We start from the raw sequence: 22,301 nt of genomic DNA on the forward strand, positions 1-22,301 counted from the left end.
GATGAGTCACCGGCAAGCCGGACCCGGCGCACCCGGAGCCGACCGGCTCCCCGGCCTGGCCGCGCCCGGCGGGGAGCTGGACCGGCTGGTCGGGGACGGCGCGCGCACCCTCGGGGCGGGCGCCGTCTGGGCCGTCGGCGAGGCCGGCGGCACGCTCGGCGGCGGCAGCCACGGCGTGCTCGGGCAGGGGCCGTACGCGCGGCTGCGGCCCGGGCCGGACACCCCGTACGACCTCGCCAGCCTCACCAAGGTCGTCGCGCTCTGGCCCTGCGCCGGGGTGCTGCGGCAGACCGGCCGGCTGCCCCTGGACGAGCCGCTCGGCCACTGGTGGGGACCGGCCGCCGACCGCCCGGCCGCAGTGGTGACGGCCCGTCAACTCCTCGCCCACACCGCCGGGATGCTCCCCTACACCCGCTTCGAGGAGCTCTACGGGCGCGACCCCGCGGCGATCCGGGCCGGGGTCCTCGCCGCCCCGCTGCACCGCCCGCCGGGCACGGCCGTCGAGTACACCGACCGGGCCGCCGTGCTGCTCACCCACCTGGTCGAGGACCTCGGCGGCGCCCCGCTGGACGAGCTCGCCGCGCGCTGGGCCTGGCGGCCGCTCGGCATGGCCGACACCCGGTACGGCCCGCTCGACGCCGCGTCCGCCGGCCGGGCCGCGCCCACCGAGTACGACGAGGGTGCCGGCGGCCACCTGCGCGGCGTCGTCCACGACCCGTCCGCCCGGCTGCTCGGCGGCGTCTCCGGCAACGCCGGGGCCTTCTCCACCGCCCGCGACCTCGCCCGCTTCCTCACCGCGCTGCTCGCCCCGCCGCCCGGACTGCCCTGGGGCGGCACGTGGATCGGGGAGTCGCTGCGCGAGCAGACCGGCGGCCTCACCCCCGCCCGCGGCCTGTCCTGGCTGTGCGCCCCCGGCACCGACCCGGCCGAGGGCACCTTCGTCCACTACGGCTTCACCGGCACCGGCTTCTGGGTCTCCCGGCGGCTCGGCCGCTGGGCGCTGCTGCTCACCAACGCGGTGCACTACGACCGGGGCGTCCAGCAGCTGACCGAGCTGCGCAACGCCTTCCGGCGGGCCGTCTTCGGATAGGGCCCCGGCACTCCTTCGGGTGGATTCGGCGCGAACCGCCGTTTCCCGGGCCGCGACCGCGGCAGATTGTCCCCGAGGCGGCGGTCGGCGGAGGAGGCGCGATGACGGACACCTGGGCACTCTCGGAGGAGGAGTGGCTCGCCGGCATGGTGCGCGCCTACGTCGGGTGCAGCGTGCTGCTGACCGACGAGGCGGGCAGGATCCTGCTGCTGAAGGCCAGTTACCGCGACCAGTGGCAGTTCCCCGGCGGCGGGATGGACCCGGGGGAGGGGCCCGCCGAGTGCGCGGCCCGCGAACTGTACGAGGAGACCGGCCTGTCGGCCGGGCCGCTGCGGCTGCTGGTGGTGGAGTGGCGCGACGCGATCCCCGATCAGGGCGAACACGCCCACCCCGCCGTGCAGTTCATGTTCGACGGCGGGACGGTCGCGGCCGGGGCGGTGGTCCGGGCGCAGGCCGAGGAGGTCGCCGACCACGGGTACTTCACCCCGGCCCAGGCGGCCGCCCTGCTGCAGCCCGGTGCGGCGCGCCGGCTCACCGGGGCCCTGGAGGCCCGGCGGACCGGCGCCGCCGCACTGCTGCACTCGCCCGGGTACGTCGGATGACGGGAGGTCAGAGGAGGGTGCTCCAGTAGTACCAGAACCGGTTGAGGACCATCAGCGCGATCACCGCGGCCCACAGCACCGGCAGCGCCCAGTGGTACCGCGCCGCCTCCCGGACGACCACCCGCAGCCGCGGGCCCACCGGCACGACGCCCGAGCGCAGGTTGTGCAGCGTGGTGTACCAGAACAGCGCCACCACCGTCGCCCACACCACCATGCAGTACGGGCAGAGCGCGCCGATGTCGTACAGCGCCTGGTAGACCAGCCAGTGCGCGAACACCACGCCCAGCGCGGTGCCCGCGTTCAGCCCCAGCCAGAACCAGCGCCGGTAGGCGGCCCCGGCGAGCAGCCCCGCGCCGATCGCCGTCAGCGCGCCGAAGGCGGCCAGCCCGAGCAGCGGGTTCGGGAAGCCGAAGACCTCCGCCTGCTCGGTGCGCATCACCGAGCCGCAGCTGATCACCGGGTTGATGTTGCAGCTGGGGACGTAGGAGGGGTTCTCCAGGATGCGGAGCTTGTCGAAGGTCAGGACGGCCGAGGCGGCCAGCCCGACCAGCCCGCCGAGGAACAGCAGGAGGGCGAGGGCGCGGCTCGCGCCGACCGGGGCCCGGCCGGTGCCGTCGTCGGGGGCGTCGTCGGGGGCGGAGCGGGACAGGTGCACGGGGGTAGCGGCGGTCATGGCAGCACACTCCGGTGGCTGGCTTGGAGGAGCCGGCCCGGCCGGGAATCGGCCGGGCCGGGTGGTGCCGGTACGGGTGCGGGGACGCGGCCTACTGGAGGCCGGCCGCCTGCTTCACCTGCGCGGTGAACTGCTCCGGCGGGACCACGGCGTTGCCGGCGAACAGGGTGATCTGCTTGCCGTCCACCTTGACGGTCGGGGTGCCGGTCACCCCGCTGTCGTTGAACGCGTCGGAGACCTTGGCCGCCCACGGGGCGTAGGTCCGGTCGGTCACCGCCTTCACGAAGGCGTCCGTCTTCAGACCGGGCACCTGGCCCGCCAGGTCCAGGAGGTGGTCGACGTCGCCGAAGCCGTCCTCGCGCTCGTCCGGCTGGTTGGCGTACAGCACGTCGTGGAAGGCCTTGAACTTGTCCACGCCCTCGTTCAGCGCGGCGCCGGCGGCGGCCAGCGCGGTGCGCGAGCCCTTGCCGCCGAGGTTCTTGTCCAGGAACGCCGCCAGGTGGAACTCCACCTTGATCCGGCCGTCCTCGGTGAGCTTCTTGACGGTCTCGCCGTTCGCCGCCTCGAAGTGCTTGCAGACCGGGCAGCGGAAGTCCTCGTAGATCGCCATGGTGTGCGGCGCGTCGGCCTTGCCGTAGGTGACCACCGTGCCGTCCGGGCCGGAGGCGTTGGCCGGCACGACCAGCGGCGCCGAGGCGGCGGCGGAGGCCTTGTCGTCCTTGTCCGAGGCCGAGTTGACCGCGAGGGCGACGCCGCCCGCGAGGGCCAGGACGACGACGGCCGAGACCGTCACCACGATCCGCTGCCGGCGCTTGGCGGCCTGCTGTTCGCGGCGCTGCGCCTCCTGGATCCGCTCACGGGCACTGATGCGCTTGGCCTGCTGCTTGCTGGGGGCCTGAGCCATGGGGAAGTCAACTCCTGTACGCGGCGCGCGGGTGCGCGCGGGAAGCCGCTGGTGCGGCGGGTTCGGGGAACGCGGGAGTCGTGCGCACTGCCTGCGGGCGCACCGGGCCGTCCGGCCGGGCACGGGGGAGGATCGAGCGGGAAGGACGATCAGCAGGCAGGCGCGAGGGCGGGCGGGCCGCGCCGGGGCGCCGGGCTCAGCGCCACGTCCTCGCGGCGCGGCCGCGGACGGTCCGACACCGGCAGCGGCACCCGCAGCACCGGGCGCACCGGAGCCGGGACCAGCAGGACGACCAGGGCGCGCAGCGGGCCGGCCAGCGACTCGCGCAGCGCGCGCAGCGCCCGGGCCAGGGAGGACAGGGCGGCGTCGCCCATCCGCAGCCAGGCCGAGGCGGCCAGGGCGATCACCAGGTGCACCAGCAGGAGCAGCAGCTGGGTCGCGGCGGGGGCCAACTGCCCGGCGTGGCCCAGCGGGCCGCTCAGCAGCGAGCCGTCCACCGAACCGCCGCCACAGACCAGCAGGTTCACGCCGCGGGCGGGCACCTGACCGGCCAGCACCGGCGAACAGCCGGCCTGGCCCAGGTTGAAGGTGGTGTTGAGCAGCAGCTCGACCGGCACCATCACGCCGGAGATGTGCAGCAGCCGCCGCTCCCCGCCGGCCAGCACGGCCGCGACCAGGAAGACGACGGCACCGGCCGTGGCCACCAGCGACAGCGGCAGCGGGCGGCCGGTGATGACCACCTGGCCCAACGCGGCCATCGGCACGGCGAGCGCGGTGAACACCGCGGCCCGCAGGGCCCTGGTCGCACGGGAGGAGGTCGTCACGCTCCGGAGTATGCCATGGCGCCCGCGTCCGGCACGAGGGCCCGTAGGCCCCTGGCCCGGCTGACGCGCGTTCAGTAGCCTGCGGGGCCGCCCGCGAGCCCGCAGGCCCGGCCGCTTCCGACGAGCGCTGCGGGGGCGGCAGCGGCGGTGCGCGGACTAGCCTGGAAGGCGTTCCCGCTGACGCGACGAGGGGAGCGGGCGCCGATGGCGAAACCCGGGACCACGGTCGGGCAGGTGCTGATGGCCCGCATCGAGGCGCAGGCCGCGCTGCTGGCCGGCCTGGACGACGCCGTCCGGGCGGACGAGCCGGACGCCGTGCACCGGATGCGGGTCGCCTGCCGGCGGCTGCGCAGCGCCCTGCGGTCCTTCCGGCGGCTGTTCGTGCCCGGCGCCACCGAGGACCTGGTCGTCGAGCTGCGCTGGCTCGCCGGCGCGCTCGGCAGGGCCCGCGACCACGAGGTGCTGGCCGAACGGCTGGCCGCCGAGGCCCGCCGGCTGCCCGCCGCGTGCGAGCCGGGGCGGGTCGCCGCCGCGCTGGAGCGGTGGGGCGGGGCCGAGTACCGGGAGGTCCGGTCCGAGGTGGTCGCCGCCGTCGACAGCCCCCGCCGCCGGGCGCTCGGCGAGGCCCTCGCCGTCCTGCTCGCCGACCCGCCGCTGCGCCCGCGCGCCGCCCGCGCCGCCGGCCCGGAGCTCTCCCGGATCGCCGCCCGCGAGCAGCGCCGCACCGCCGAACGCGTCCGCACCGCCCTCGCCGCCGGCCCCGAGCAGCGGGACCACGCCCTCCACCGGGCACGCAAGGCGGCCAAGCGCGCCCGCTACGCCGGTGAGACCGCCGTCCCGGCGGTCGGCGCCCGGGCCGAGCGCTACGTCCGGCGGATGAAGGCCGTCCAGGAGGTGCTGGGCGAGCACCAGGACGCCGTGGTCGCCGCGGGCACCCTCGCCGCCCACGCGGCCGACGGCGGCGAGCCGTTCGGCTACGGCGTCCTGTACGGCGGCCGGCTGGCCGTCGCGGAGGCCACCCGGCGACGGCTGCCGGACGTCTGGCGGCGGGCGGCGGGACGGAAGCTGGCCCGGTTCGACTGACCGGGGCCTCAGCGGGGGTCGAGCCCCGCCGAGCGGGCCGCCTCGCGCAGCAGCTCCCGGAGCATCGCGGTGGTCAGCCGGCCGGTGTTCGTGTTGCGCGGGCTCACGTGGTAGCAGCCGTACATCCGCAGCTCCGGGCCGCCGTCGCGGGCCGGGAAGGCGGCCAGGGCGGCGTGGCCGAAGGCGGGGCGGGGGCGGGGGACCTGCCAGCCGGCGTCCGCGATCACCGGCAGCATCGCCTGCCAGGCGAAGCCGCCGAGGGCGACGACGGTGCGGACCGTGGGGCGCATCAGCTCCAGCTCGCGGGTGATCCAGGGCCGGCAGGTGTCGCGCTCGGCGGTGCTGGGCCGGTTGTCGGGCGGGGCGCAGCGGACCGGGTCGGTGATCCGCACGCCGAACAGCTCCAGGCCGTCGCCGTGGCGGACGGACTCGGGGCGGTTGGCGAGCCCGAGCTCGTACAGGGAGGCGTAGAGCAGGTCGCCGGAGGGGTCGCCGGTGAAGATCCGGCCGGTGCGGTTGGCGCCGTGGGCGGCGGGGGCGAGGCCGACCAGGACGAGCGGGGCGTCCGGCGGGCCGAAGCCGGGGATGGGGCGGGCCCAGTAGTCCCAGTCCAGGTAGGCGCGGCGCTTGGTCCGGGCGGTCTCCTCGCGCCACTCGACCAGGCGGGGGCAGGCGCGGCAGCCGGTGACCACGCGGTCCAGCGCGGTGATTCCGCCGGCCCGGGCGGCGGCCTCGGCGGGGTGGCGGGGGTCCTCGGGGTCGTCGGCGGGATCGTAAGCGGGCCCGTAAGCGGCTGTGTCCGCGGGTGCGTCCGCGGGTTCGTCGGCGGGCTCGTCGGAAGGGGAGGGCACGGCCACGGTCGGCATGGCCACGATCCTAACCAGCCGGGGCCCCGGGGGGCCGGGGGTCGTTCCGGGGCGGGCCGGGCAGGCGTAGCGTGGAACCAGTTGCTCCGGCGGTCCCCGGCCGGTCCGGGTCGGCGGCGGCCGGACGCGCCGGTGTGCGCGCAGGCCGCGAGGAGGCCGCGATGATCGTCGATGCGGTGCTGGGTGCCGTCGGAGGGCTCGTCGGCCTGGGGGCGATCTGGGCGGGCTTGAGCATCAGGGTCGTCCAGCAGTTCCAGAAGGGCGTGGTGTTCCGCTTCGGGAAGGTGCGCGACGAGGTGCGCGATCCCGGGCTGGTGGCGCTGCTGCCGATCGCGGACCGGCTGCGCAAGGTGAACGTGCAGATCGTGACGATGCCGATCCCGGCGCAGGAGGGCATCACCCGGGACAACGTGACCGTGCGGGTGGACGCGGTGGTCTACTTCCGGGTGCTGGACCCGGTGAAGGCCACCGTCAACGTGCAGGACTACAATTTCGCGATCTCCCAGGTCGCGCAGACCTCGCTGCGCTCGATCATCGGCAAGAGCGAGCTGGACGACCTGCTGGCCAACCGGGAACCGATCAACCAGGGGCTGGAGTTGATGATCGACAGCCCGGCGCTGGGCTGGGGCATCGAGATCGACCGGGTGGAGATCAAGGACGTCGCACTGCCGGAGTCGATGAAGCGCTCGATCGCCCGGCAGGCGGAGGCCGAGCGGGAGCGGCGGGCCCGGATCATCACGGCGGACGGCGAGTACCAGGCATCGGAGCGGCTGTCGGAGGCCGCGGCGGTGATGAGCGCGACCCCGGCCGCGCTCCAACTGCGGCTGCTGCAGACCGTGGTGGAGGTGGCCGCGGAGAAGAACTCGACGCTGGTGCTGCCCTTCCCGGTGGAGCTGCTGCGCTTCCTGGACAGCGCGACGGAGGTCCAGCAGCGGAACCTGCTGACGGCCGCGGCGGCCGCGGCCGGGGCGAAGGCCGCGGAGGAGGCGGTGGAGAGCGGCGAGGTCCCGGAGGAGGAGCTCGAACCGGACCATACCAAGCACGAACTGCCAGCCCTGGAGGAGGTGTTGGAGCACTTGCCGGTGGACCGTCCGGAGTCGCCGGACGGCCGGCCCGAGCGCGACGGCCGGACCGGACCGGTCGGGGAGGAGTGAGCGGACCGGGCCCCGGTGGCGTCGGCCACCCGCCCGGACCAGGATGGACGAGGGGAAGGGAAGCCAGGTCAGGAGGCGGACCATGACCAGAGCCAGCGACATCATGCACCCGGGCGCGGAGTGCGTCCGCGAGCACGAGACGCTCGCGGCCGCAGCCCGGATCATGCGGGAACGGCATGTGGGCGCGCTGCCCATCTGCGGGCCGGGCGACAAGCTGGTGGGCATCGTGACCGACCGCGACATCGTGCTGCGCTGCGTCGCCGAGGGCCGTGACCCGGCGTCGGTGACGGCGGGCGACCTGGCGCAGGGGCGGCCGATGACGGTGGAGGCGGACGAGGACTGCGAGCAGGTGCTGCGGGTGATGGAGCAGTACCAGGTGCGCCGGCTGCCGGTGATCAACCACCCGGAGCACAAGCTGGTCGGCATGATCAGCGAGGCGGACATCGCGCGCGGCCTGCCGCAGGCGCGGGTGGCCGAGTTCGTCTCGGCGGTCTGTGCGGAGGAGGCGCCCGCGGGGGCGGCCCAGGGCTGAACCCGCCGTGCCCACGCGGCCCCCGCCCCCGGCACCGCACCGGGCGGGGGCCGCGGCCGCGCCGGTCGGCCGGGGCGGGACGGGGAGGCCGGGGGCCGGCCGGGTCACCCCAGCGCGTAGACGGCGGTGGCGTGGGCGGCGGGGTCCTCGGCGCCCTCGGGGGCGAGGACGACGTCGAGGAAGGCGATCCGGCGGCCGAGCTTGGTGATCCGGGCGTGCACCAGGACGTCCCGGTCGAGGACCGCGCGCTGGAAGCTGGTGGACTGCTGGACGGTGGTCATCGGGCCGAACCCGCCGCGGGCGGAGGCGACGGCGATCACGCAGGCCGTGTCGGCGGCGGCCATCAGCGCCTGGCCGGACAGGGCGCCGCCCTCGCGGGCGAGCCGGTCGGACCAGGGCAGGCGCAGGACGGCGTGGCGCTCGCCGGTCTCGGCGGTCGACAGGCCCAGGGCCTGCACCCAGGGGGCGAAGTGGTCGGCGAGAACCTTGTCCGCCTCGGCGGTGGTGAGGGTCATCGCGCCATTGTGCCGGGGGTGTCGGCGCGGTGTCAGCAGGCCCGGGCGGCCAGGGTGTCGAGGTGGCGGCGCAGCGCCGCGCGCAGTTCGTCCGGGCCGACCAGGCCGGGGTGCTGGACGGCCTGGAGGGTGAGGCCGTCCAGCAGGGCGGAGAGCCGGCGGGTCTCGACGTCGAGGTCGAGGCCGGGGGCCAGGCCGCCGGAGCGTTCGGACTCGACGAGGACGCGCCGGACCAGGTCGTCGAGTCCGGCCTGCAGCTGGGCGGCGCGGGGCCGCAGCTCGGGCCGGGTGCGGGCGGCGGTGACGAAGGAGAGCCAGAGCGCGGACTCCTCCCGGCGCTCGGCGTCCAGCGGGAGGGTCTCGGCGAGCAGCCGGGTGGTCAGCTCGCGCCGGTCGGCGCCGGGGGCCGGGTCGAGCAGGCGGCGGCGTGGCCCCGGACGCCCGGCCGGTCCAGCTGTGGATCGGGGTGGGCTTCCTGGGGGATGCCCTGGTGGTCGGTTGCCGGGGGGTCTCCTCGGGCGTCCCGTTCGCGCCCGAGCGGCGGGGCGTGAGCCCGCTGGACCGAGTCCTCGGTAACTTTGGTTGTCGAAACCGGGATTGGTAACTACAGTTGTCGGCATGACCGCTGTGGAGATCACCCATGAGGAACGGGCCGAGCTGGCCAAGGCCCTTCTCGACGCCCTTGACCCCCTCGCCACCGCCGTGCGCGCCCGTGCGACCGGCCTGCCCGTGGAGCGGATGTGGGACGCCGAACCGGTCGAGGTCGCCCTCTCCGTGCTGTCCGCCTGGAAGCTGGTGGACGCGGAGGTCAAGCGGCTCACGGCCGGCGCGGCCGCCACCGCGGGCTCCTACGGCGCCAGCTACGAGCAGCTCGGCGCCGCCTGGGGCATCACCCGGCAGGGCGCCCGGAAGAAGTGGCCGGCGGCGGTCAGCCGTCCGGCGGCCCGGCCCGGCTCGCTCGACCTGTTCGGCGGGACGGTCGATCTCGCCGAGGACGAGGCCGGCGGCTGGCGCTGGACGGCCGTCGGTGCGGACGGGGAGCACGGCGAGGCCGCCACCGTCCACCGGAGCCGGGAGGAGGCCGCGGCGCACGCCGGGGCCTTCCTCGCGGCACACGCCTAACCGGCGTCCCGCAGAGCCCGGGCGATCAGCTCCGCCAGGTGCAGGGCCTGCCGCCCGTCGGCGAGTTGGGCGATCTGGGTGCGGCAGCTGAAGCCGTCCGCGAGGACCACCGTCCGGGGTCCGGCGGCCCGGACCTCGGGCAGCAGCACCCGTTCCGCGATGGCCTCGGACACCTCGAAGTGGCCCCGGGTGAAGCCGAAGTCGCCCGCCAGGCCGCAGCAGCCGGCGTCCAGTACCCGGTTGTCCAGGCCGAGCCGGGCCTCCACCCGGCGGTCGGCGGCGCTGCCCAGCACCGCGTGCTGGTGGCAGTGGGTCTGGGTGACGGCGGCCAGCGGGATCCGGGGGAGCGGGGCGTCCGGGGCGTACTCGTCGAGGAACTCGGCGAAGGTGCGGGTGCGGTCGGCGAGCGGGCGGCCCTCCGCCCCGAGCAGTCGGGGCAGGTCCTCGCGCAGGGTCGCCGTGCAGCTCGGGTCCAGGCCGACCACGGGGGTGTCGGCCTGCACCCGGGCTGCCGCCAGCACCCGCAGGCTGCGTCGCAACACCCGCCGGGCGGTGCCGAGTTGGCCGGTGGAGTACCAGGTGAGGCCGCAGCAGACCGGGCCCGGGGGCAGCCGGACGTCGAAGCCAAGGTGCTCCAGCACCTCGACGGCCGAGCGGAGCACGTTCGGCTGGAGGCGGTCGGAGAAGGTGTCCGGCCACAGCAGCACCGGCCGGGCGCCCGCCGGGGCCGGGTGGGCGGCCCGGTGCCGCCGGTACCAGGCGGTGAAGGTCTCCGGCGGCAGGACCGGCAGCACCCGGCGCGGGTCGATCCCGCCGAGCCGCTTGAGCAGCCCGCCGGCCCGCGAGCGGGCGAGCGCGTTGGCGGCCCCGGGTGCGAGTGCGGCGGCCCGCAGCCAGAGCGGCAGCCAGCCCATCGAGTAGTGCGCGGGCGGACGCGGCCGGTGCCGGTAGTGCTGGTACAGGAACTCGGACTTGTAGGTCGCCATGTCGACGTGGACCGGGCAGTCGCTCGCGCAGCCCTTGCAGCTCAGGCAGAGGTCCAGCGCCTCCCGGACCTCCTCCGAACGCCAGCCGTCCGGGATCGCCTCCCCGCGCAGCAGCTCGGCGAGCAGCCGGGCCCGCCCCCGGGTGGAGTGCCGCTCCTCGCCGGTGGCCAGGTAGCTCGGGCACATCACCCCGCTGCCCGGGGCCACGCACTTGGCGACGCCCACGCAGCGGTGCACCGCCTTGACCAGGCTGCCGCCGTCCTGCTCGTACGGGAGGGTCAGCGGGAGCGTGCGGCGCGGGGCGGTGACGAAGCGCAGGTCGGCGTCGAGCGGCCGGGGATCGACCAGGGCGCCCGGGTTGAGCAGGTTCTCCGGGTCCCAGATCCGCTTGAACTCGCCGAACAAGCCGATGACTTCGGGCGGGTACATGCGCGGCAGCAGCTCGGCCCGGGCCTGTCCGTCGCCGTGCTCGCCGGAGAGCGAACCGCCGTACGAGACCGCCAGATCGGCCGCCTCCTCCACGAACTCCCGGAAGACCAGCACCCCTTGGGGCTCGTCCAGCGGGAAGTCGATCCGCAGGTGCACGCAGCCGTCGCCGAAGTGCCCGTACGGGACGCCGTGCAGGCTGTGTCGGCGCAGCAGGGCGCGCAGGTCCCGCAGGTAGTCGCCGAGCCGCTCGGGCGGGACGGCGGAGTCCTCCCAGCCGGGCCAGGCCTGACCGCCCCCGGGCAGCCGGGTGACGATCCCCGCGCCCGCCTCCCGGACGGCCCACAGCTGGCGCTGCTCGGCCGGGTCGGTGACCAGGGCGACGGTGGCCGAGCGCTCGCGGCGCACCGCGTCGGCGAGCCGGCGGGCGGCCTGGTAGGCGGCCAACGGGGTGTCGCCGCCGGCCTCCAGGAACAGCCAGCACTCGCCGGCGGGCAGCCGGTCCAGCGCGGGCGGGCGGGGCCCGGCGGCGAGCAGCGCGGCGATCAGGTCGGCGGCCATGCCCTCGGCGGTCAGCGGACCGTACGGCAGCAGCGCCGGGACGGCGTCGGCGGCGGCGCCCTCGTCGGGGTAGCCGGCCACCACCAGGGCCCGGGCGGGCGGGTCCTCGACCAGCCGGACGGTGGCGCCGAGCAGCAGCGCGCAGGTGCCCTCGGTGCCGGTGAGCGCCCGGGCCAGGTCGTGGCCGTGCTCGGGCAGCAGCGCGTCCAGCGGGTAGCCGGAGGTGCGGCGGGGCAGCCGCGGCATTCCCTGCCGGATGAGGGCCAGGTTGCGGTCGGTGAACTCCTGGAGTTCGCCGTGCAGCCGCCCCGCCCGGCCGGGCAGCGCGCGCAGCGCCGCGCGCTCGTCCGCACCGAGCCGCCCGCCGACGGCCAGCTCGGTGCCGTCCGCGAGCAGCAGCTCCAGCCGCTCGACGTTGTCGGCGGTGCGCCCCCAGGCGAGCGAGTGCGAGCCGCAGGAGTCGTTGCCGATCATGCCCCCGAGGGTGCAGCGGCTGTGCGTGGACGGGTCGGGGCCGAAGCGCAGCCCGTACGGCCGGGCGGCGCGCTGGAGGTCGTCCAGCACGGTGCCCGGCTGGACGCGCGCGGTGCGGGCCTCCGGGTCCAGCTCCAGCACCGCGCCCAGGTGGCGGCGGAAGTCCAGCACCACCGCGCCGGGGCCGATCGCCTGCCCGCCGATGCTGGTCCCGGCCCCGCGCGCCACCACCGGCACCCGGTGCTCGCGGCAGAGCGCCAGCGCGGTGCGCACGTCGTCGAGGTCGGCGGGCTTGACCACGCCGAGCGGCAACTGCCGGTAGTTGGAGGCGTCGTGGCTGTAGACGGTGCGCTCGGCGGCGCCGAAGCGGACCTCGCCGCGCAGCACGGCGGCCAGCTCGCGGGCCAACGCGGCCCCGGGGACGGCGGACGGACGGCTCACCAGGGACCTCCCGGGCGGGTGCGGCGACGGCTCCGCCGATGATCGCAGCCGCGCGGCCTTCCGGGCACCGGGCGCGACTGGGGTACCGCCGACGGGGTGTCGTATGACAGTCTCGGCGGTCATGATCGACGAACCCGCGGCCGTGGACCCGGCCGGCCCCGACGCCTACCTCGCCCACCTCCCGATCGGCGAGCCGCTGCCCTTCCCGGCGGGCGGCGCGCCGTCCTGGGAGGTCTTCCCGTACGAGGGCGAGCTGACCGTCCGGGAGCTACGGGCGCCCGAGCTGCCCGAGCCGCCCCGGCAGGGCGAGGACGGCCCGGACGGCTGCCCGGACTGCGCCCGCCCGGACACCGACTTCCTGTGGACGGACGAGCACTGGCGGCTCGGCACCACCGAGCAGCCGGACGGCCTGCCCGCCACCCTGCTGCTCTGGCCGCGCGCCCACCACGACCTGCTGGATCTGCCGGCCGAACTCTCCACGGGGCTGGGGCCGATGCTCCAGAGGGTGGAGCGGGCCGTGCTGTCGCTCGGCGGCGTCGGCCGGGTCCATGTGAACCGCTGGGGCGACGGCGCCGCCCACCTGCACCTGTGGATCCTCGCCCGGCCCGAGGGGATGGCGCAGCTGCGCGGCTCGACGCTGCCGCTGTGGATGGACGTGCTGCCGCCGCTGCCCGCCACGGTGCGGGCCGAGCGGGCCCGCCGGATCGCCGCCGCGATGGCCGCCGGGGGCGGCACCGCGCACGCCTGAGCGGGCCCGCCCGGCCGCCGCTCCGCCGCCCGCGCTACTTCCGCCCGGTGAGCGTGCCGCGCGCGATGTGGGACAGCTTGGCCACCTCGAAGGCCGGGTAGGCCCCGCCCGCCAGCAGCGAGAACTTGATCCCCTCGCGGCCGCCCGGCCGGCGGTGCCCGGGCGGCTGGAAGCGGCGGTGGTGCTCGGCGGCGCGGTGGAAGAACTGCGGCCGCTCGGCGCGGCTGACGCAGCCGGCCAGGTCGAAGACGAACAGGTAGTGCCGGACCATCCGGACGAACAGCGCGTCGCGCACCGCGTACAGGTGCGGCTGGTCCTCCAGCAGGGCGAAGCTGCGCTCGTACTGCTCGAACAGGTCGAAGACGCTGCTGCCCGGGCCGCTCGCCGGGTGGACGGTCTCCCGGCGGCGCAGCTGGACGCACTCGCGCGCCAGCACGGCGGCCTTCCGGGCGCCGAGCAGCGCGGCGTGCGCCACCGGGACCTCCTCGTAGCGGCCGGGCGGGAAGGCCAGGCCCAGTTCCTCCCAGTGGCCGCGGCGGAGCAGACGGTCCCAGACCAGCGGCGGCGCGCCGAACAGCGTGGGCCGGTCGAAGGGTGCGAACGGCTCGGGGCCGGCCTCGGCGAGCAGCGCCTCGGCCCCGCCCGGCCAGTCCCGGTCCTGGTGCCGGCGGGAGTGGCCGAACAGCAGCACGTCCACCGGGCCGGTCTGCCGGAGCCGGTCGGCGAGCGTCTGGAGCGCGTCCCGGGGCAGCAGGTGGTCGGCGTCCAGGAAGAGCAGGTACTCGCCGGTCGCCCGCGCCGCCCCCGCGTTCCGGCTCGCCCCGACCCCGACCGCCGCGTTCAGGTGCAGCACCGACACCCGGGGGTGCCGGGCCGCGTACGCGTCGGCGAGCCCACCCGCGGTCTCGGGCGAGCGGTCGGCGACGACGACCACCTCGACGTCGGCCAGGGACTGCGCGAGCAGCGAGTCCAGGCAGTCGGCGAGCTGTTCGTGCTGGTCGTAGGCGGGGACCACGACGCTGATCAGGGGTGAGGGCATGACGCCGGAGCGTAAGAGGGCTCGCGAACCGTGGCAAAGGCCTGACGGTGCGTAATTACGAGCAATCCGTGGCAAATCGTACGAGCGTACGCCATATCTTCACGCCGCCTTCCGGCCGTGTCCACGCTCCCGACCTGGGGCGATGCGCGCCGGTGGATGCGCCGGGGCCCGCGACGCGCGGTGCGTCGCGGGCCCCGGTGAGCCGAACGTTCGGCCTGGTGCCAGGGTTCGGCCTAGTACCAGTGGTGGGCCTGCCAGAACGACCAGGCGGCGCAGGGGCTGCCGTAACGGGTGTTCATGTAGTTCAGGCCCCACTTGATCTGGGTGGCCGGGTTGGTGCGCCAGTCGGCGCCGGCGGAGGCCATCTTGGAGCCGGGCAGGGCCTGGACCAGGCCGTAGGCGCCGGAGGAGGCGTTGACCGCGAGCGGGTTCCAGCTGCTCTCGCGGAACACGATGTTGCTGAAGCACTGGAGCTGGCCGGCCGGGACGATCTGCGCGGCGATCTGCTGCGGGGTGCCGGAGTAGGCGGCCGGGGCGTTGAGGTTCTGGCGCTCCTGGGAGCGGGAGGCGGCGGCCTCGGCGTCGGCCTTGGCCTTGGCGTCCGCCTGGGCCTGGGCGGCGGCCTGCGCCTCGGCCTGAGCCTGCGCCTGGGCGGCGGCGTCCGCCTCGGCCTTGGCCCGGGCCTCCTGGGCGGCCTGCTCGGCGGCGGCAGCGGTGTCGGCCTGGCCCCGGCCCTGGTCGGCGCCCGGCGCGCCGTCCACCGAGACGGCGGCCACCGGGGCGGCCTCGGTGGTGCTCCCGGCCTGCGGGACGGCGAGGGCGGCGGTGGCGGCGCTCGCGACCACCAGGGTGGCGACACCGGTGATCAGGGAGTTGCGGCGGGCATGGCTGAGCTGCATGGGGCGGACGATCCTTCTCCGTCGGGGGCCGTGCCGGTGGCACCGGGGGCGGGCATCGCGCGGGCTCCGGGTGAGCGGAGCCGTGCGGCCGCCCTGGACGGCCGTGGCGCCCCGGCGGAAGCGGCGGGGCGGGCGGGCTGCGCGGCGGCGGAGGCGATCGGCTGCGCTGCCTGGCGACGGGCCATTCTTGGCAGGGCCGGGGGCGGGTGGCAAAGGAGTCACCTACTACGCAGGATCGTGGCTGCGGGGCGGTCGCGACGGGGTCCGGCAGAGAATTCGGTGGGATTTGCCCGGATTGCCCATCTGGGGATCGATGCCAGCGGTCACGACGGATCGCAAGGGCGACAGCCGCGGCGGCCTGTGTTCTTCAGGAGGAGCGCGGCTGGGGGCGGTCCGGCCGCGGAGCCCGCGGCCCGCCGGCGAGCGGGCTCCGGGCCGCAGCTCCACTATCGGGGATCGTAGGTGGCGAACCCGCTGTGGGCGGGCTCACACGTGGACGGGCGGAAGCTCGGCGCAGCGTGAGCGGACGGTCACGGACTCAGGAGCTCGCGTACGGATTCCCCGGGACGGGCCGCGCGGGGGCGGAGGGCTGCTCGGGGGCGGGCGTCTCCTCCTCCGGCTCGTCCTGCCCCGTCGTCGGCACCAGGTCGCGGGCCAGCAGGGTGGCACCGGCGACGGCCCCCGGCATGGCGAGCACCGTGACCAGCGGCACCAGGAACGCCAGCACCAGCGGCGTGCCGAAGCCCAGCGCCAGCCCGAGCCGGCCGCGCAGCAGCCGGATCCGCTCGGGCTGCGGCACCCCGCGCCGCTGCAGGGCGACGGCCGTCAGCTCGACGGTGAGGAAGAAGCCGGACACCAGGAAGCCGAGCGCCGGGACCACCGTCTGCCCGATCACCGGGATGAACCCGCAGGCGAACAGCAGCACGCCGAACGCGGCCACCCGCGCCAGCACGTACACGCTGTCGCGCAGCGCGATCAGCAGTTCGAGCCAGACCGGGATGTCCGGCGGGGTGGGCGCGCCGCCCTCGCTCTCGTCCACCGCGGCGCAGAGCGCCTCGTAGAAGGGCTGTCCGACCAGCAGGGTGACGGCGGTGAAGGTGAGCAGGGAGAGCAACAGGCCGCCGCCGAAGACGATCGCGGCGAGCGCGTCGCGCAGCAGGTCCCGCCAGGGCGAGCCCCAGCGGTCGGCGAACGGGGTGGCCCAGGCCGCGAGGTCCACGGACCAGGCGCCGAGGAAGGCGAGCGCGACGACGTAGCCGACCAGGGCGATCAGGGCCGGCAGCATCCCGAAGCCCCACCAGCGGCCGTGCCGGCCCACCCACTTCTGGCCCGCGATCAGGTACTTCGTCCCCGCCACAAGATCTCGCATGGGCGATCACCCTAGGGCCTCCCCGCCCGGAACCTCGCATTGCCGTGTTCCTGCCAGTTTCGACCGGCAAGGTCCGGGCCCTCCTGCCGCACCGTCCGACGGGCCACTCTCGGTGCTCCCCCACCTGTCAAGGAGGAGCTCGATGAAGCGTCAACTCGGCAGAATGACGAGCCTGTTGGCCGGCCTGGTGCTCGGCGCCGGCCTGCTCGTGCTGCCCGCCGCCGCGTCGCCCGCACCGTCCCCCGGCGTGGTCGGCGGCACGCGGGCGGCGCAGGGCGAGTTCCCGTTCATGGCGCGGCTCTCGATGGGCTGCGGCGGCGCGCTCTACACCCCGCAGATCGTGCTCACCGCCGCCCACTGCGTCGACGGCACCGGCGCCAACAGCAGCATCACCGCCACCTTCGGGGCGGTCGACCTGCGCAGCGGCAGCGCGATCAAGGTCCGTTCCTCGTACGTCTACCAGTCGCCGGGCTTCACCGGCGCCGAGAACGGCGACGACTGGGCGCTGATCAAGCTGGCCTCGCCGGTGAACAGCAGCCTGGTCAGCACCCTGCCGATCGCCACCACCACCGCCTACGACAGCGGCACCTTCACCATCATGGGCTGGGGAGCCGCGCGCGAGGGCGGAGCCCAGCAGCGGTACCTGCTCAAGGCCACCGTGCCGTTCGTCGACGACGCCAGCTGTGAGAGCGCCTACCCGGGCCTGAACAAGGCCGGCTCGATCTGTGCGGGCTACGTCGACCAGGGCGGCGTCGACACCTGCCAGGGCGACTCGGGCGGCCCGATGGTCCGCCAGGACACGGCGGGCCGCTGGATCCAGGTCGGCATCGTCAGCTGGGGCAACGGCTGCGCCCGCGCGGGCTACCCGGGGGTCTACTCCCAGGTGAGCACCTACGCGGCCGACATCGCCGCGGCGGCGGCCGGCCTCTGAGCCGACCCGGGACGGGCGCCGGCCGAACCGGCGCCCGTCCCGGCCGAACCGGTCCGGCGGGGCCGGCCACCACGTCCCCAGGTGGTGGCCGGCCCCGCTGTGTCGTGGCGGAGCGGACGCCGCGGCACGGCGGGCGGGGCGCCCCGCGTCCCGGGCGCTCACCCGCGCAGCCACTCCTCGGCCCGCCGCCGCTCGCGGGCGATCCGGCCGGTGGGGTTCGGGGGCAGCAGGGCGAGCAGGCCGGCGGCGGCGTCGGCGCGGCCGCCGAGGGCGTGGGCGCCGGCCAGGCGGGCGATGACCAGGGCGTGGTCGCGCGGACGGGTGGCCGGGTCGAGCAGGCGCAGGGCGGCCTCCAGCCGGTCGGCGGCGGCGCGGGCGTGGCCGGCGCGGCCGGTGCGGACGGCGAGGTCCCGCTGGCAGGTGCCGTGCGCGACGGCCAGGACCAGGTCGGCGCGCGCCGACCAGGGCGTCGGCTCGCCGGAGCGCAGCGCGGCGCCGGTCAGCCGCCGGGCGTCCTCCAGGGCCCGGGACACCTGCGCCGCCCGGCCGGCCAGGGCGTGGGCGTGGGCCTGGACGACGGCGGCCCAGGCCCGCGGCCCCGGCAGGGGAGGGGCGGTGCTCCGGGCGGCGTCGGCCAGGGCGAGCGCGGTGGCGTCGTCGCCGTGCCACCAGTAGAGGGTGCTCTGCCGGGCGAGCAGTGCGGCCGCGGTGGCCCGGTCGCCGGTCGCGTGGGCCCACTCCAGGCCGGTGGCGTACCAGCTGAGCGCGCGGGCGTGGCGGCCGCCCTCGAAGTGCGCCCAGCCGGCGAGTTCGGCGTACTGGGCGGCGAGCGACCCGGCGGCGGGGTGGTCGCGCGGGTCGGGCAGGGCCCGGCCGAGCAGGGTGTGGGCGTGGTGCTCCAGGACGGCGGCCAGTTCCTCGCCGCCGAGCCGGGCCGCGGCGGCGCGGTAGGCGGCGAGCAGCTGGGCGAGCGCCTCGACGGTGGCGTCGTCCGGTGGGGCGGGGGCGGCCGGGAGCGGTGGCCGTGCGGTGGCGGCGCGGGCGCCGAGGCGTTCGCGTTCCCGGTGGACGGACTGCCAGAGGGACGCCAACTCGCCGCCGGCGAGCAGGAGCTCGTCGGCCCGGGCGGGCAGTCCGGGCGGCGGCCAGCGGCGGGCGTTCTCCACCCGGCTGATCAGTGAGTCGTGGTAGCCGAGCAGCCGGCCGACCTCGGCCTGGCTCAGCCCGCGGGCCTCGCGCCAGTGGCGCAGCCGGTGGCCGAAGCGCAGGCGCGCGGCCTCGGGTTGCGCGCGCGGAGGGGGTGGCGGGGGCGGTGCGGGGGCGGGCAGGGGCGGCACGGGGTCTCCCGGAGGGGCGGGGGCTCGTGGGGGAGCGTCATGCCGTGGTATCCCCTTTGACGTGCCTTGGTCAAACTGGCCGGGTGCCGGTGCCGGTGCCGGGTGCCGGGTGCCGGGTGCCGGGTGGCCGGGCCCGGCTCCCGTCCATCCCGCGCGCCGGGAACGGCACCGGGCCCGGGAGCCTCCGCAACGGCTCCCGGGCCCGGCGTTCCCGCGCGGGACGGACGGGTCAGGAGCCCGCCGCCACCGCGGCCCGCCGCCGTCGGCCCACCACGGCCGAGGCCGCCAGCACGATGGCTGCGGCGACCAGCGACAGGTACATCTGCTTGCGCCCGTCGGCGTCGGTGAACATGTACGCCATGACGAACCCGATCATGCCCATGGCCGTCCAGGTCAGGTACGGGTACAGCCACATCCGGACGGTGTGCCGCTCGGGCATCTCGCGCTCGATGATCTTGCGCATCCGCAGCTGGGTGGCGCAGATGACCAGCCAGACGAAGAGCGCGACGGCGCCGGAGGAGTTGAGCAGGAAGGCGAAGACGGTGTCCGGCGAGGTGTAGTTGAAGAACACCGCGACGAAGCCGAAGACCACCGAGGAGAGGATCGCCACCCGCGGCACGCCGCGCGAGGTCACCGTGGCGAAGGCCTTGGGCGCGTCCCCGCGCTGGCCGAGCGAGAACGCCATCCGGGAGGCCGTGTACATCCCGGAGTTGAGGCAGGACAGCACGGCCGTCAGCACGATCACGTCCATCACCTGGCCGGCGCCCGGGATGCCGATGTGGTCCAGCACCGCCACGTACGGGCTCGCCTTGACCTCGGCGGAGTCCCACGGCAGCAGGGTGACCACGAGCAGGATCGAGCCCAGGTAGAAGATCCCGATGCGCCAGATGACGCTGTTGGTGGCCTTGCTGACCGCCTTCTCCGGGTCCTCCGACTCGCCGGCGGCCAGGGTGACGATCTCGCTGCCCATGAAGGCGAAGACCACGGTGAGCATGCCGGTGAAGACCGCGCCCACCCCGTGCGGCAGGAAGCCGCCGTGGCCGGTGAGGTTGCTGGTGCCGACCGAGTGGGTGCCCGGCAGCAGACCGAAGGCGGCGAGGGTGCCGATCACCAGGAACGCGGCGATCGCGACCACCTTGATCCCGGCGAACCAGAACTCGAACTCGCCGTAGGAGGCCACCGAGAAGAGGTTGGTGGCGGTCAGCACCGCCATCACTATCAGCGCCCAGCCCCACTGCGGCACGCCGGGCACCCAGTTGTTGAGGATCTTCGCGCCGGCCGTCGCCTCGACGGCGAGCACCACGACCCAGAAGAACCAGTACAGCCAGCCGATGGAGAAGCCGGCCCAGCGGCCGAGCGCGCGGTCCGCGTACGCCGAGAACGAGCCGCTCTGCGGGTCGGCCGCGGCCATCTCGCCGAGCATCCGCATCACCAGCACGACCAGCGCGCCGGCCAGTGCGTAGGAGAGCAGGATGCCCGGGCCGGTGGACGCGATGCCCGCGCCGGAGCCGACGAAGAGGCCGGCGCCGATCACGCCGCCGATGGCGATCATCGACAGGTGGCGGTTCTTGAGCCCGGCCTTCAGGTGGCCGTCGCCGCCGTGTCCGATCGGCTCCGACCGGTGGGGGGCCTCGGTGGCCGTCGTGGGCTTGGTGGTGTCCGCACTCATCAAGGGTGCCCTGTGCCTTTCCAGCGCGGTGTGACCCTCGGCTCGTCGCGCCGGAGGGTGGGGGACTTGCCCGCGCATTGCGTCGCAACCTAACTTCTACGCCCGAGTATCGGAACAATCCTTTGATAACTGTTCGCTCACCGAACGCAAAAGGCCTGGTCAGGGTGGGTGGAAAGGTGGCATGGAAACCTCAGATCTGACGCACCGTCAGTGATCGGGCAGGTCGCCAAGCTCTGCTGGGGCTCAAATCGGCCCTGGGTGGGGGCGGTCGGGCCGGCCGCGGGGGCGGTCAGACCGGCCGCACGTCGAGGACGGTGATCGAGGCCCCGTCCGCCGGCCGCCCGGTCAGCCGGGCGGCCAGGATCCGGGGGATGTCCTCCTCCTGTGAGTATCCGGGCAGCACGGTCACCTCCGCGCGTCGTACGCCGGGCTCGCCCCGTACCGCGTACGTCACCAGGTAGCCGTACCGCTCCGGCGGCGGCTCCCGGCCCGGGTCGTGCCGGTCCTCCCGGCTCCGGGCGGTCATCGCATCGACCTCCTCGGCCCATTGTCGGCGCGGTGTGGCCGATCCTCGCAAATCCGGGCAGAGTGGGACTCTCGGGGCATGTCGTAGGAGCATCCCGAGCGTGCTCGGTGCCGGCCGGTACCCGGCGCCGGTCAGGAGCGACCCCATGCAGACCACCTGGAAGGGGACGATCAGCTTCGGGCTGGTCAGCATCCCCGTCCACCTCTACTCCGCGACCCAGGAGCACGACGTCCCGCTGCACCAGGTGCACGCGAAGGACGGCGGCCGGGTGCGGATGAAGCGGTACTGCGAACGGGAGGAGAAGGAGGTCCCGTACGCGGAGATCGCCAAGGGGTACGAGTCCCCCGACGGGCGGACCGTCACGCTCTCCGACGAGGACCTCGCCGACCTGCCGCTGCCCAGCAAGAAGATCATCGACGTGCTGGCCTTCGTCGACGAGGGCGAGATCGACCCGCTGATGTTCTCCAAGGCCTACTACGTGGGCGTCGCCGACAAGGCCGCCGCCAAGCCGTACGCCCTGCTGCGCGACGCGCTCACCGACTCCGGGCAGATCGCCGTCACCAAGATCGCGCTCCGCACCCGGGAGTCGCCCGCGGTGCTGCGGGTTCACGACAACACCCTGGTGCTCCAGACCTGCATCTGGCCCGACGAGGTCCGCCCGGCGGCCGGCATCGCGCCCGAGGACGACGTCACCGTCCGGCCGCAGGAGCTCAAGATGGCGCGGTCGCTGATGGACACCCTCTCCGAGGACTTCGACCTGTCCCAGCTGCACGACGACTACCAGCAGGCGCTGCAGCAGGTGATCACCGCGCGGCTGGAGGGCGTGGAGGTCCCGCACGAGGAGGAGCCGGGCGAGGCGCCGGACAACGTGATCGACCTGATGGAGGCGCTGCGCAGCAGCCTCAAGCAGGCCAAGGGCGGGCGGGGCGGCGGGGCCGGGGAGGCCGGGGAGGCCGGGGCCGAGGAGGAACCCGCGCCGCGCAAGCGCGCCCCGGCGAAGAAGACCGCCGCGAAGACGGCCCCGAAGTCCTCCGGGGCGACCTCCGGGAAGGGTGCCACGAAGACCTCGGCGAAGTCCGCCGCGAGCGGTTCGCCGGCGAAGAAGACCACCACCCGCAAGTCCTCGTCACCCCGCAAGGCCTCCTGACCCCCCACGGGGCCAGGCTCCGCTCCCGTCCAGCCGTCCAGCATTGGAGGCGATCCCGATGGACCTGCTGACCTACAAGGAGATCGACGCCCGGGCCGACGCCGACGCCGGCCCCGAAGCCCGCAGGGCCCGGGGCTTCGGGCACCGCGTCTGGCACTGGCTGCTCAGCCTCAGCCCCACCGTGGTGACGTTCATGATCGCGCTCTCGGTCGGCCTCGGCATGATCGCCGCCCAGGTGAGCCTGCTGCCGGTGCTGGTGCCGATGGCGATCTTCTGGGGCCTGACGGTCGTCGCGATGGTCGGCGTGATCGCCCGCTGGATGACCCCCGGGCCGGGCCGGCACCGGATGGCGTCCTGACCCGGCCGGGAGGGCGTGGTCCGGG

At 75.5% G+C, this 22,301-nt stretch carries 23 protein-coding genes; 10 read left to right on the top strand and 13 right to left on the bottom strand.

The genetic code is table 11. The features are described 5' to 3' along the window. The first annotated feature begins 1 nt into the window (after position 1). Both ACIQI7_RS06140 and ACIQI7_RS06145 read left to right on the top strand, forming a co-directional pair. Complete coding sequence (locus tag ACIQI7_RS06140; protein WP_401105608.1) at positions 2 to 1,090, top strand: serine hydrolase domain-containing protein; 1,089 nt, start codon at positions 2 to 4, stop codon at positions 1,088 to 1,090. A gap of 101 nt (positions 1,091 to 1,191) precedes the next feature. Next, complete coding sequence (locus ACIQI7_RS06145) at positions 1,192 to 1,692, top strand: NUDIX domain-containing protein (protein WP_401105609.1); 501 nt, start codon at positions 1,192 to 1,194, stop codon at positions 1,690 to 1,692. Positions 1,693 to 1,699: 7 nt separating this feature from the next. Here ACIQI7_RS06145 and ACIQI7_RS06150 read toward each other — a convergent pair whose 3' ends face one another. The 3 genes from ACIQI7_RS06150 to ACIQI7_RS06160 all read right to left on the bottom strand — a co-directional run bounded on the left by ACIQI7_RS06150 (position 1,700) and on the right by ACIQI7_RS06160 (position 4,093). After that, the gene (locus ACIQI7_RS06150; protein ID WP_401105610.1) at positions 1,700 to 2,365 is read right to left on the bottom strand and encodes a vitamin K epoxide reductase family protein; all 666 of its coding nucleotides are present in this window, start codon (positions 2,363 to 2,365) and stop codon (positions 1,700 to 1,702) included. A gap of 91 nt (positions 2,366 to 2,456) precedes the next feature. Continuing rightward, a complete protein-coding gene (locus ACIQI7_RS06155; RefSeq protein ID WP_401105613.1) occupies positions 2,457 to 3,269 on the bottom strand; it encodes a DsbA family protein in 813 nt (270 codons plus the stop codon). Between the two features lie 149 nt (positions 3,270 to 3,418). Beyond that, on the bottom strand, positions 3,419 to 4,093 hold the full coding sequence (locus ACIQI7_RS06160) for a hypothetical protein (RefSeq protein ID WP_401105615.1): 675 nt from the start codon (positions 4,091 to 4,093) through the stop codon (positions 3,419 to 3,421). A gap of 204 nt (positions 4,094 to 4,297) precedes the next feature. On the opposite strand from ACIQI7_RS06160, the gene ACIQI7_RS06165 reads away from it, so the two are divergent. Then, a complete protein-coding gene (locus ACIQI7_RS06165) occupies positions 4,298 to 5,176 on the top strand; it encodes a CHAD domain-containing protein (protein WP_401105617.1) in 879 nt (292 codons plus the stop codon). 8 nt (positions 5,177 to 5,184) lie between these two features. Here the strand turns inward: ACIQI7_RS06165 and ACIQI7_RS06170 are convergent, their stop codons facing one another. Further along, positions 5,185 to 6,042: a uracil-DNA glycosylase gene (locus ACIQI7_RS06170; protein WP_401105619.1), complete on the bottom strand. Its 858-nt coding sequence runs from the start codon at positions 6,040 to 6,042 to the stop codon at positions 5,185 to 5,187. A gap of 161 nt (positions 6,043 to 6,203) precedes the next feature. Between ACIQI7_RS06170 and ACIQI7_RS06175 the strand changes: the two genes are divergently transcribed. Both ACIQI7_RS06175 and ACIQI7_RS06180 read left to right on the top strand, forming a co-directional pair. Next, positions 6,204 to 7,196, top strand: coding sequence for a slipin family protein (locus ACIQI7_RS06175; protein WP_401105621.1), 993 nt, complete (start codon positions 6,204 to 6,206; stop codon positions 7,194 to 7,196). 82 nt (positions 7,197 to 7,278) lie between these two features. Continuing rightward, positions 7,279 to 7,728, top strand: coding sequence for a CBS domain-containing protein (locus ACIQI7_RS06180; protein ID WP_387751838.1), 450 nt, complete (start codon positions 7,279 to 7,281; stop codon positions 7,726 to 7,728). A gap of 104 nt (positions 7,729 to 7,832) precedes the next feature. Here ACIQI7_RS06180 and ACIQI7_RS06185 read toward each other — a convergent pair whose 3' ends face one another. Together ACIQI7_RS06185 and ACIQI7_RS06190 are read right to left on the bottom strand one after the other, a co-directional pair. Then, positions 7,833 to 8,243 (bottom strand): PaaI family thioesterase, encoded by a 411-nt coding sequence (locus tag ACIQI7_RS06185; RefSeq protein ID WP_401105624.1) that lies wholly within the window; start codon positions 8,241 to 8,243, stop codon positions 7,833 to 7,835. Positions 8,244 to 8,275: 32 nt separating this feature from the next. Next, complete coding sequence (locus tag ACIQI7_RS06190; RefSeq protein ID WP_401105626.1) at positions 8,276 to 8,863, bottom strand: TetR family transcriptional regulator C-terminal domain-containing protein; 588 nt, start codon at positions 8,861 to 8,863, stop codon at positions 8,276 to 8,278. Here ACIQI7_RS06190 and ACIQI7_RS06195 point away from each other — a divergent pair. Beyond that, on the top strand, positions 8,862 to 9,365 hold the full coding sequence (locus ACIQI7_RS06195; RefSeq protein ID WP_401105628.1) for a hypothetical protein: 504 nt from the start codon (positions 8,862 to 8,864) through the stop codon (positions 9,363 to 9,365). The two genes, ACIQI7_RS06190 and ACIQI7_RS06195, sit on opposite strands and share 2 nt — an antisense overlap. On the opposite strand, the gene ACIQI7_RS06200 is transcribed toward ACIQI7_RS06195, so the two are convergent. Then, positions 9,362 to 12,376, bottom strand: coding sequence for an FAD-binding and (Fe-S)-binding domain-containing protein (locus tag ACIQI7_RS06200; protein ID WP_401105630.1), 3,015 nt, complete (start codon positions 12,374 to 12,376; stop codon positions 9,362 to 9,364). The genes ACIQI7_RS06195 and ACIQI7_RS06200 overlap by 4 nt on opposite strands. Here ACIQI7_RS06200 and ACIQI7_RS06205 point away from each other — a divergent pair. Next, positions 12,375 to 13,001, top strand: coding sequence for a hypothetical protein (locus ACIQI7_RS06205; protein WP_401105632.1), 627 nt, complete (start codon positions 12,375 to 12,377; stop codon positions 12,999 to 13,001). The genes ACIQI7_RS06200 and ACIQI7_RS06205 overlap by 2 nt on opposite strands. A gap of 34 nt (positions 13,002 to 13,035) precedes the next feature. Here the strand turns inward: ACIQI7_RS06205 and ACIQI7_RS06210 are convergent, their stop codons facing one another. From ACIQI7_RS06210 to ACIQI7_RS06220, 3 genes are all read right to left on the bottom strand, one after another. Next, the gene (locus ACIQI7_RS06210; protein WP_401105634.1) at positions 13,036 to 14,040 is read right to left on the bottom strand and encodes a glycosyltransferase family 2 protein; all 1,005 of its coding nucleotides are present in this window, start codon (positions 14,038 to 14,040) and stop codon (positions 13,036 to 13,038) included. 233 nt (positions 14,041 to 14,273) lie between these two features. Beyond that, positions 14,274 to 14,939 carry a transglycosylase SLT domain-containing protein gene (locus tag ACIQI7_RS06215; RefSeq protein ID WP_401105635.1) on the bottom strand — a complete coding sequence of 222 codons (666 nt, stop codon included), beginning with the start codon at positions 14,937 to 14,939 and terminating at the stop codon, positions 14,274 to 14,276. Between the two features lie 538 nt (positions 14,940 to 15,477). Continuing rightward, positions 15,478 to 16,308 carry an EI24 domain-containing protein gene (locus ACIQI7_RS06220; protein ID WP_401105637.1) on the bottom strand — a complete coding sequence of 277 codons (831 nt, stop codon included), beginning with the start codon at positions 16,306 to 16,308 and terminating at the stop codon, positions 15,478 to 15,480. Between the two features lie 163 nt (positions 16,309 to 16,471). Between ACIQI7_RS06220 and ACIQI7_RS06225 the strand changes: the two genes are divergently transcribed. Then, on the top strand, positions 16,472 to 17,239 hold the full coding sequence (locus ACIQI7_RS06225; protein WP_401105638.1) for a serine protease: 768 nt from the start codon (positions 16,472 to 16,474) through the stop codon (positions 17,237 to 17,239). Between the two features lie 158 nt (positions 17,240 to 17,397). Here the strand turns inward: ACIQI7_RS06225 and ACIQI7_RS06230 are convergent, their stop codons facing one another. From ACIQI7_RS06230 to ACIQI7_RS06240, 3 genes are all read right to left on the bottom strand, one after another. Then, the gene (locus ACIQI7_RS06230; protein ID WP_401105640.1) at positions 17,398 to 18,576 is read right to left on the bottom strand and encodes a helix-turn-helix domain-containing protein; all 1,179 of its coding nucleotides are present in this window, start codon (positions 18,574 to 18,576) and stop codon (positions 17,398 to 17,400) included. A 229-nt stretch (positions 18,577 to 18,805) separates the two neighbouring features. Further along, a complete protein-coding gene (locus tag ACIQI7_RS06235; protein ID WP_401105641.1) occupies positions 18,806 to 20,245 on the bottom strand; it encodes an amino acid permease in 1,440 nt (479 codons plus the stop codon). A gap of 289 nt (positions 20,246 to 20,534) precedes the next feature. After that, positions 20,535 to 20,771, bottom strand: a complete 237-nt coding sequence (locus tag ACIQI7_RS06240) for a hypothetical protein (protein ID WP_401105643.1) — start codon at positions 20,769 to 20,771, stop codon at positions 20,535 to 20,537. 145 nt (positions 20,772 to 20,916) lie between these two features. Between ACIQI7_RS06240 and ACIQI7_RS06245 the strand changes: the two genes are divergently transcribed. After that, a complete protein-coding gene (locus ACIQI7_RS06245) occupies positions 20,917 to 21,918 on the top strand; it encodes a Ku protein (protein WP_401105645.1) in 1,002 nt (333 codons plus the stop codon). Between the two features lie 58 nt (positions 21,919 to 21,976). Next, entirely contained in the window at positions 21,977 to 22,276 is a 300-nt protein-coding gene (locus tag ACIQI7_RS06250) for a hypothetical protein (RefSeq protein ID WP_401105647.1), read from the top strand. Positions 22,277 to 22,301 lie beyond the last annotated feature (25 nt).

Source organism: Kitasatospora sp. NPDC092039, from assembly GCF_044756065.1.
Taxonomy (GTDB): Bacteria; Actinomycetota; Actinomycetes; order Streptomycetales; family Streptomycetaceae; genus Kitasatospora.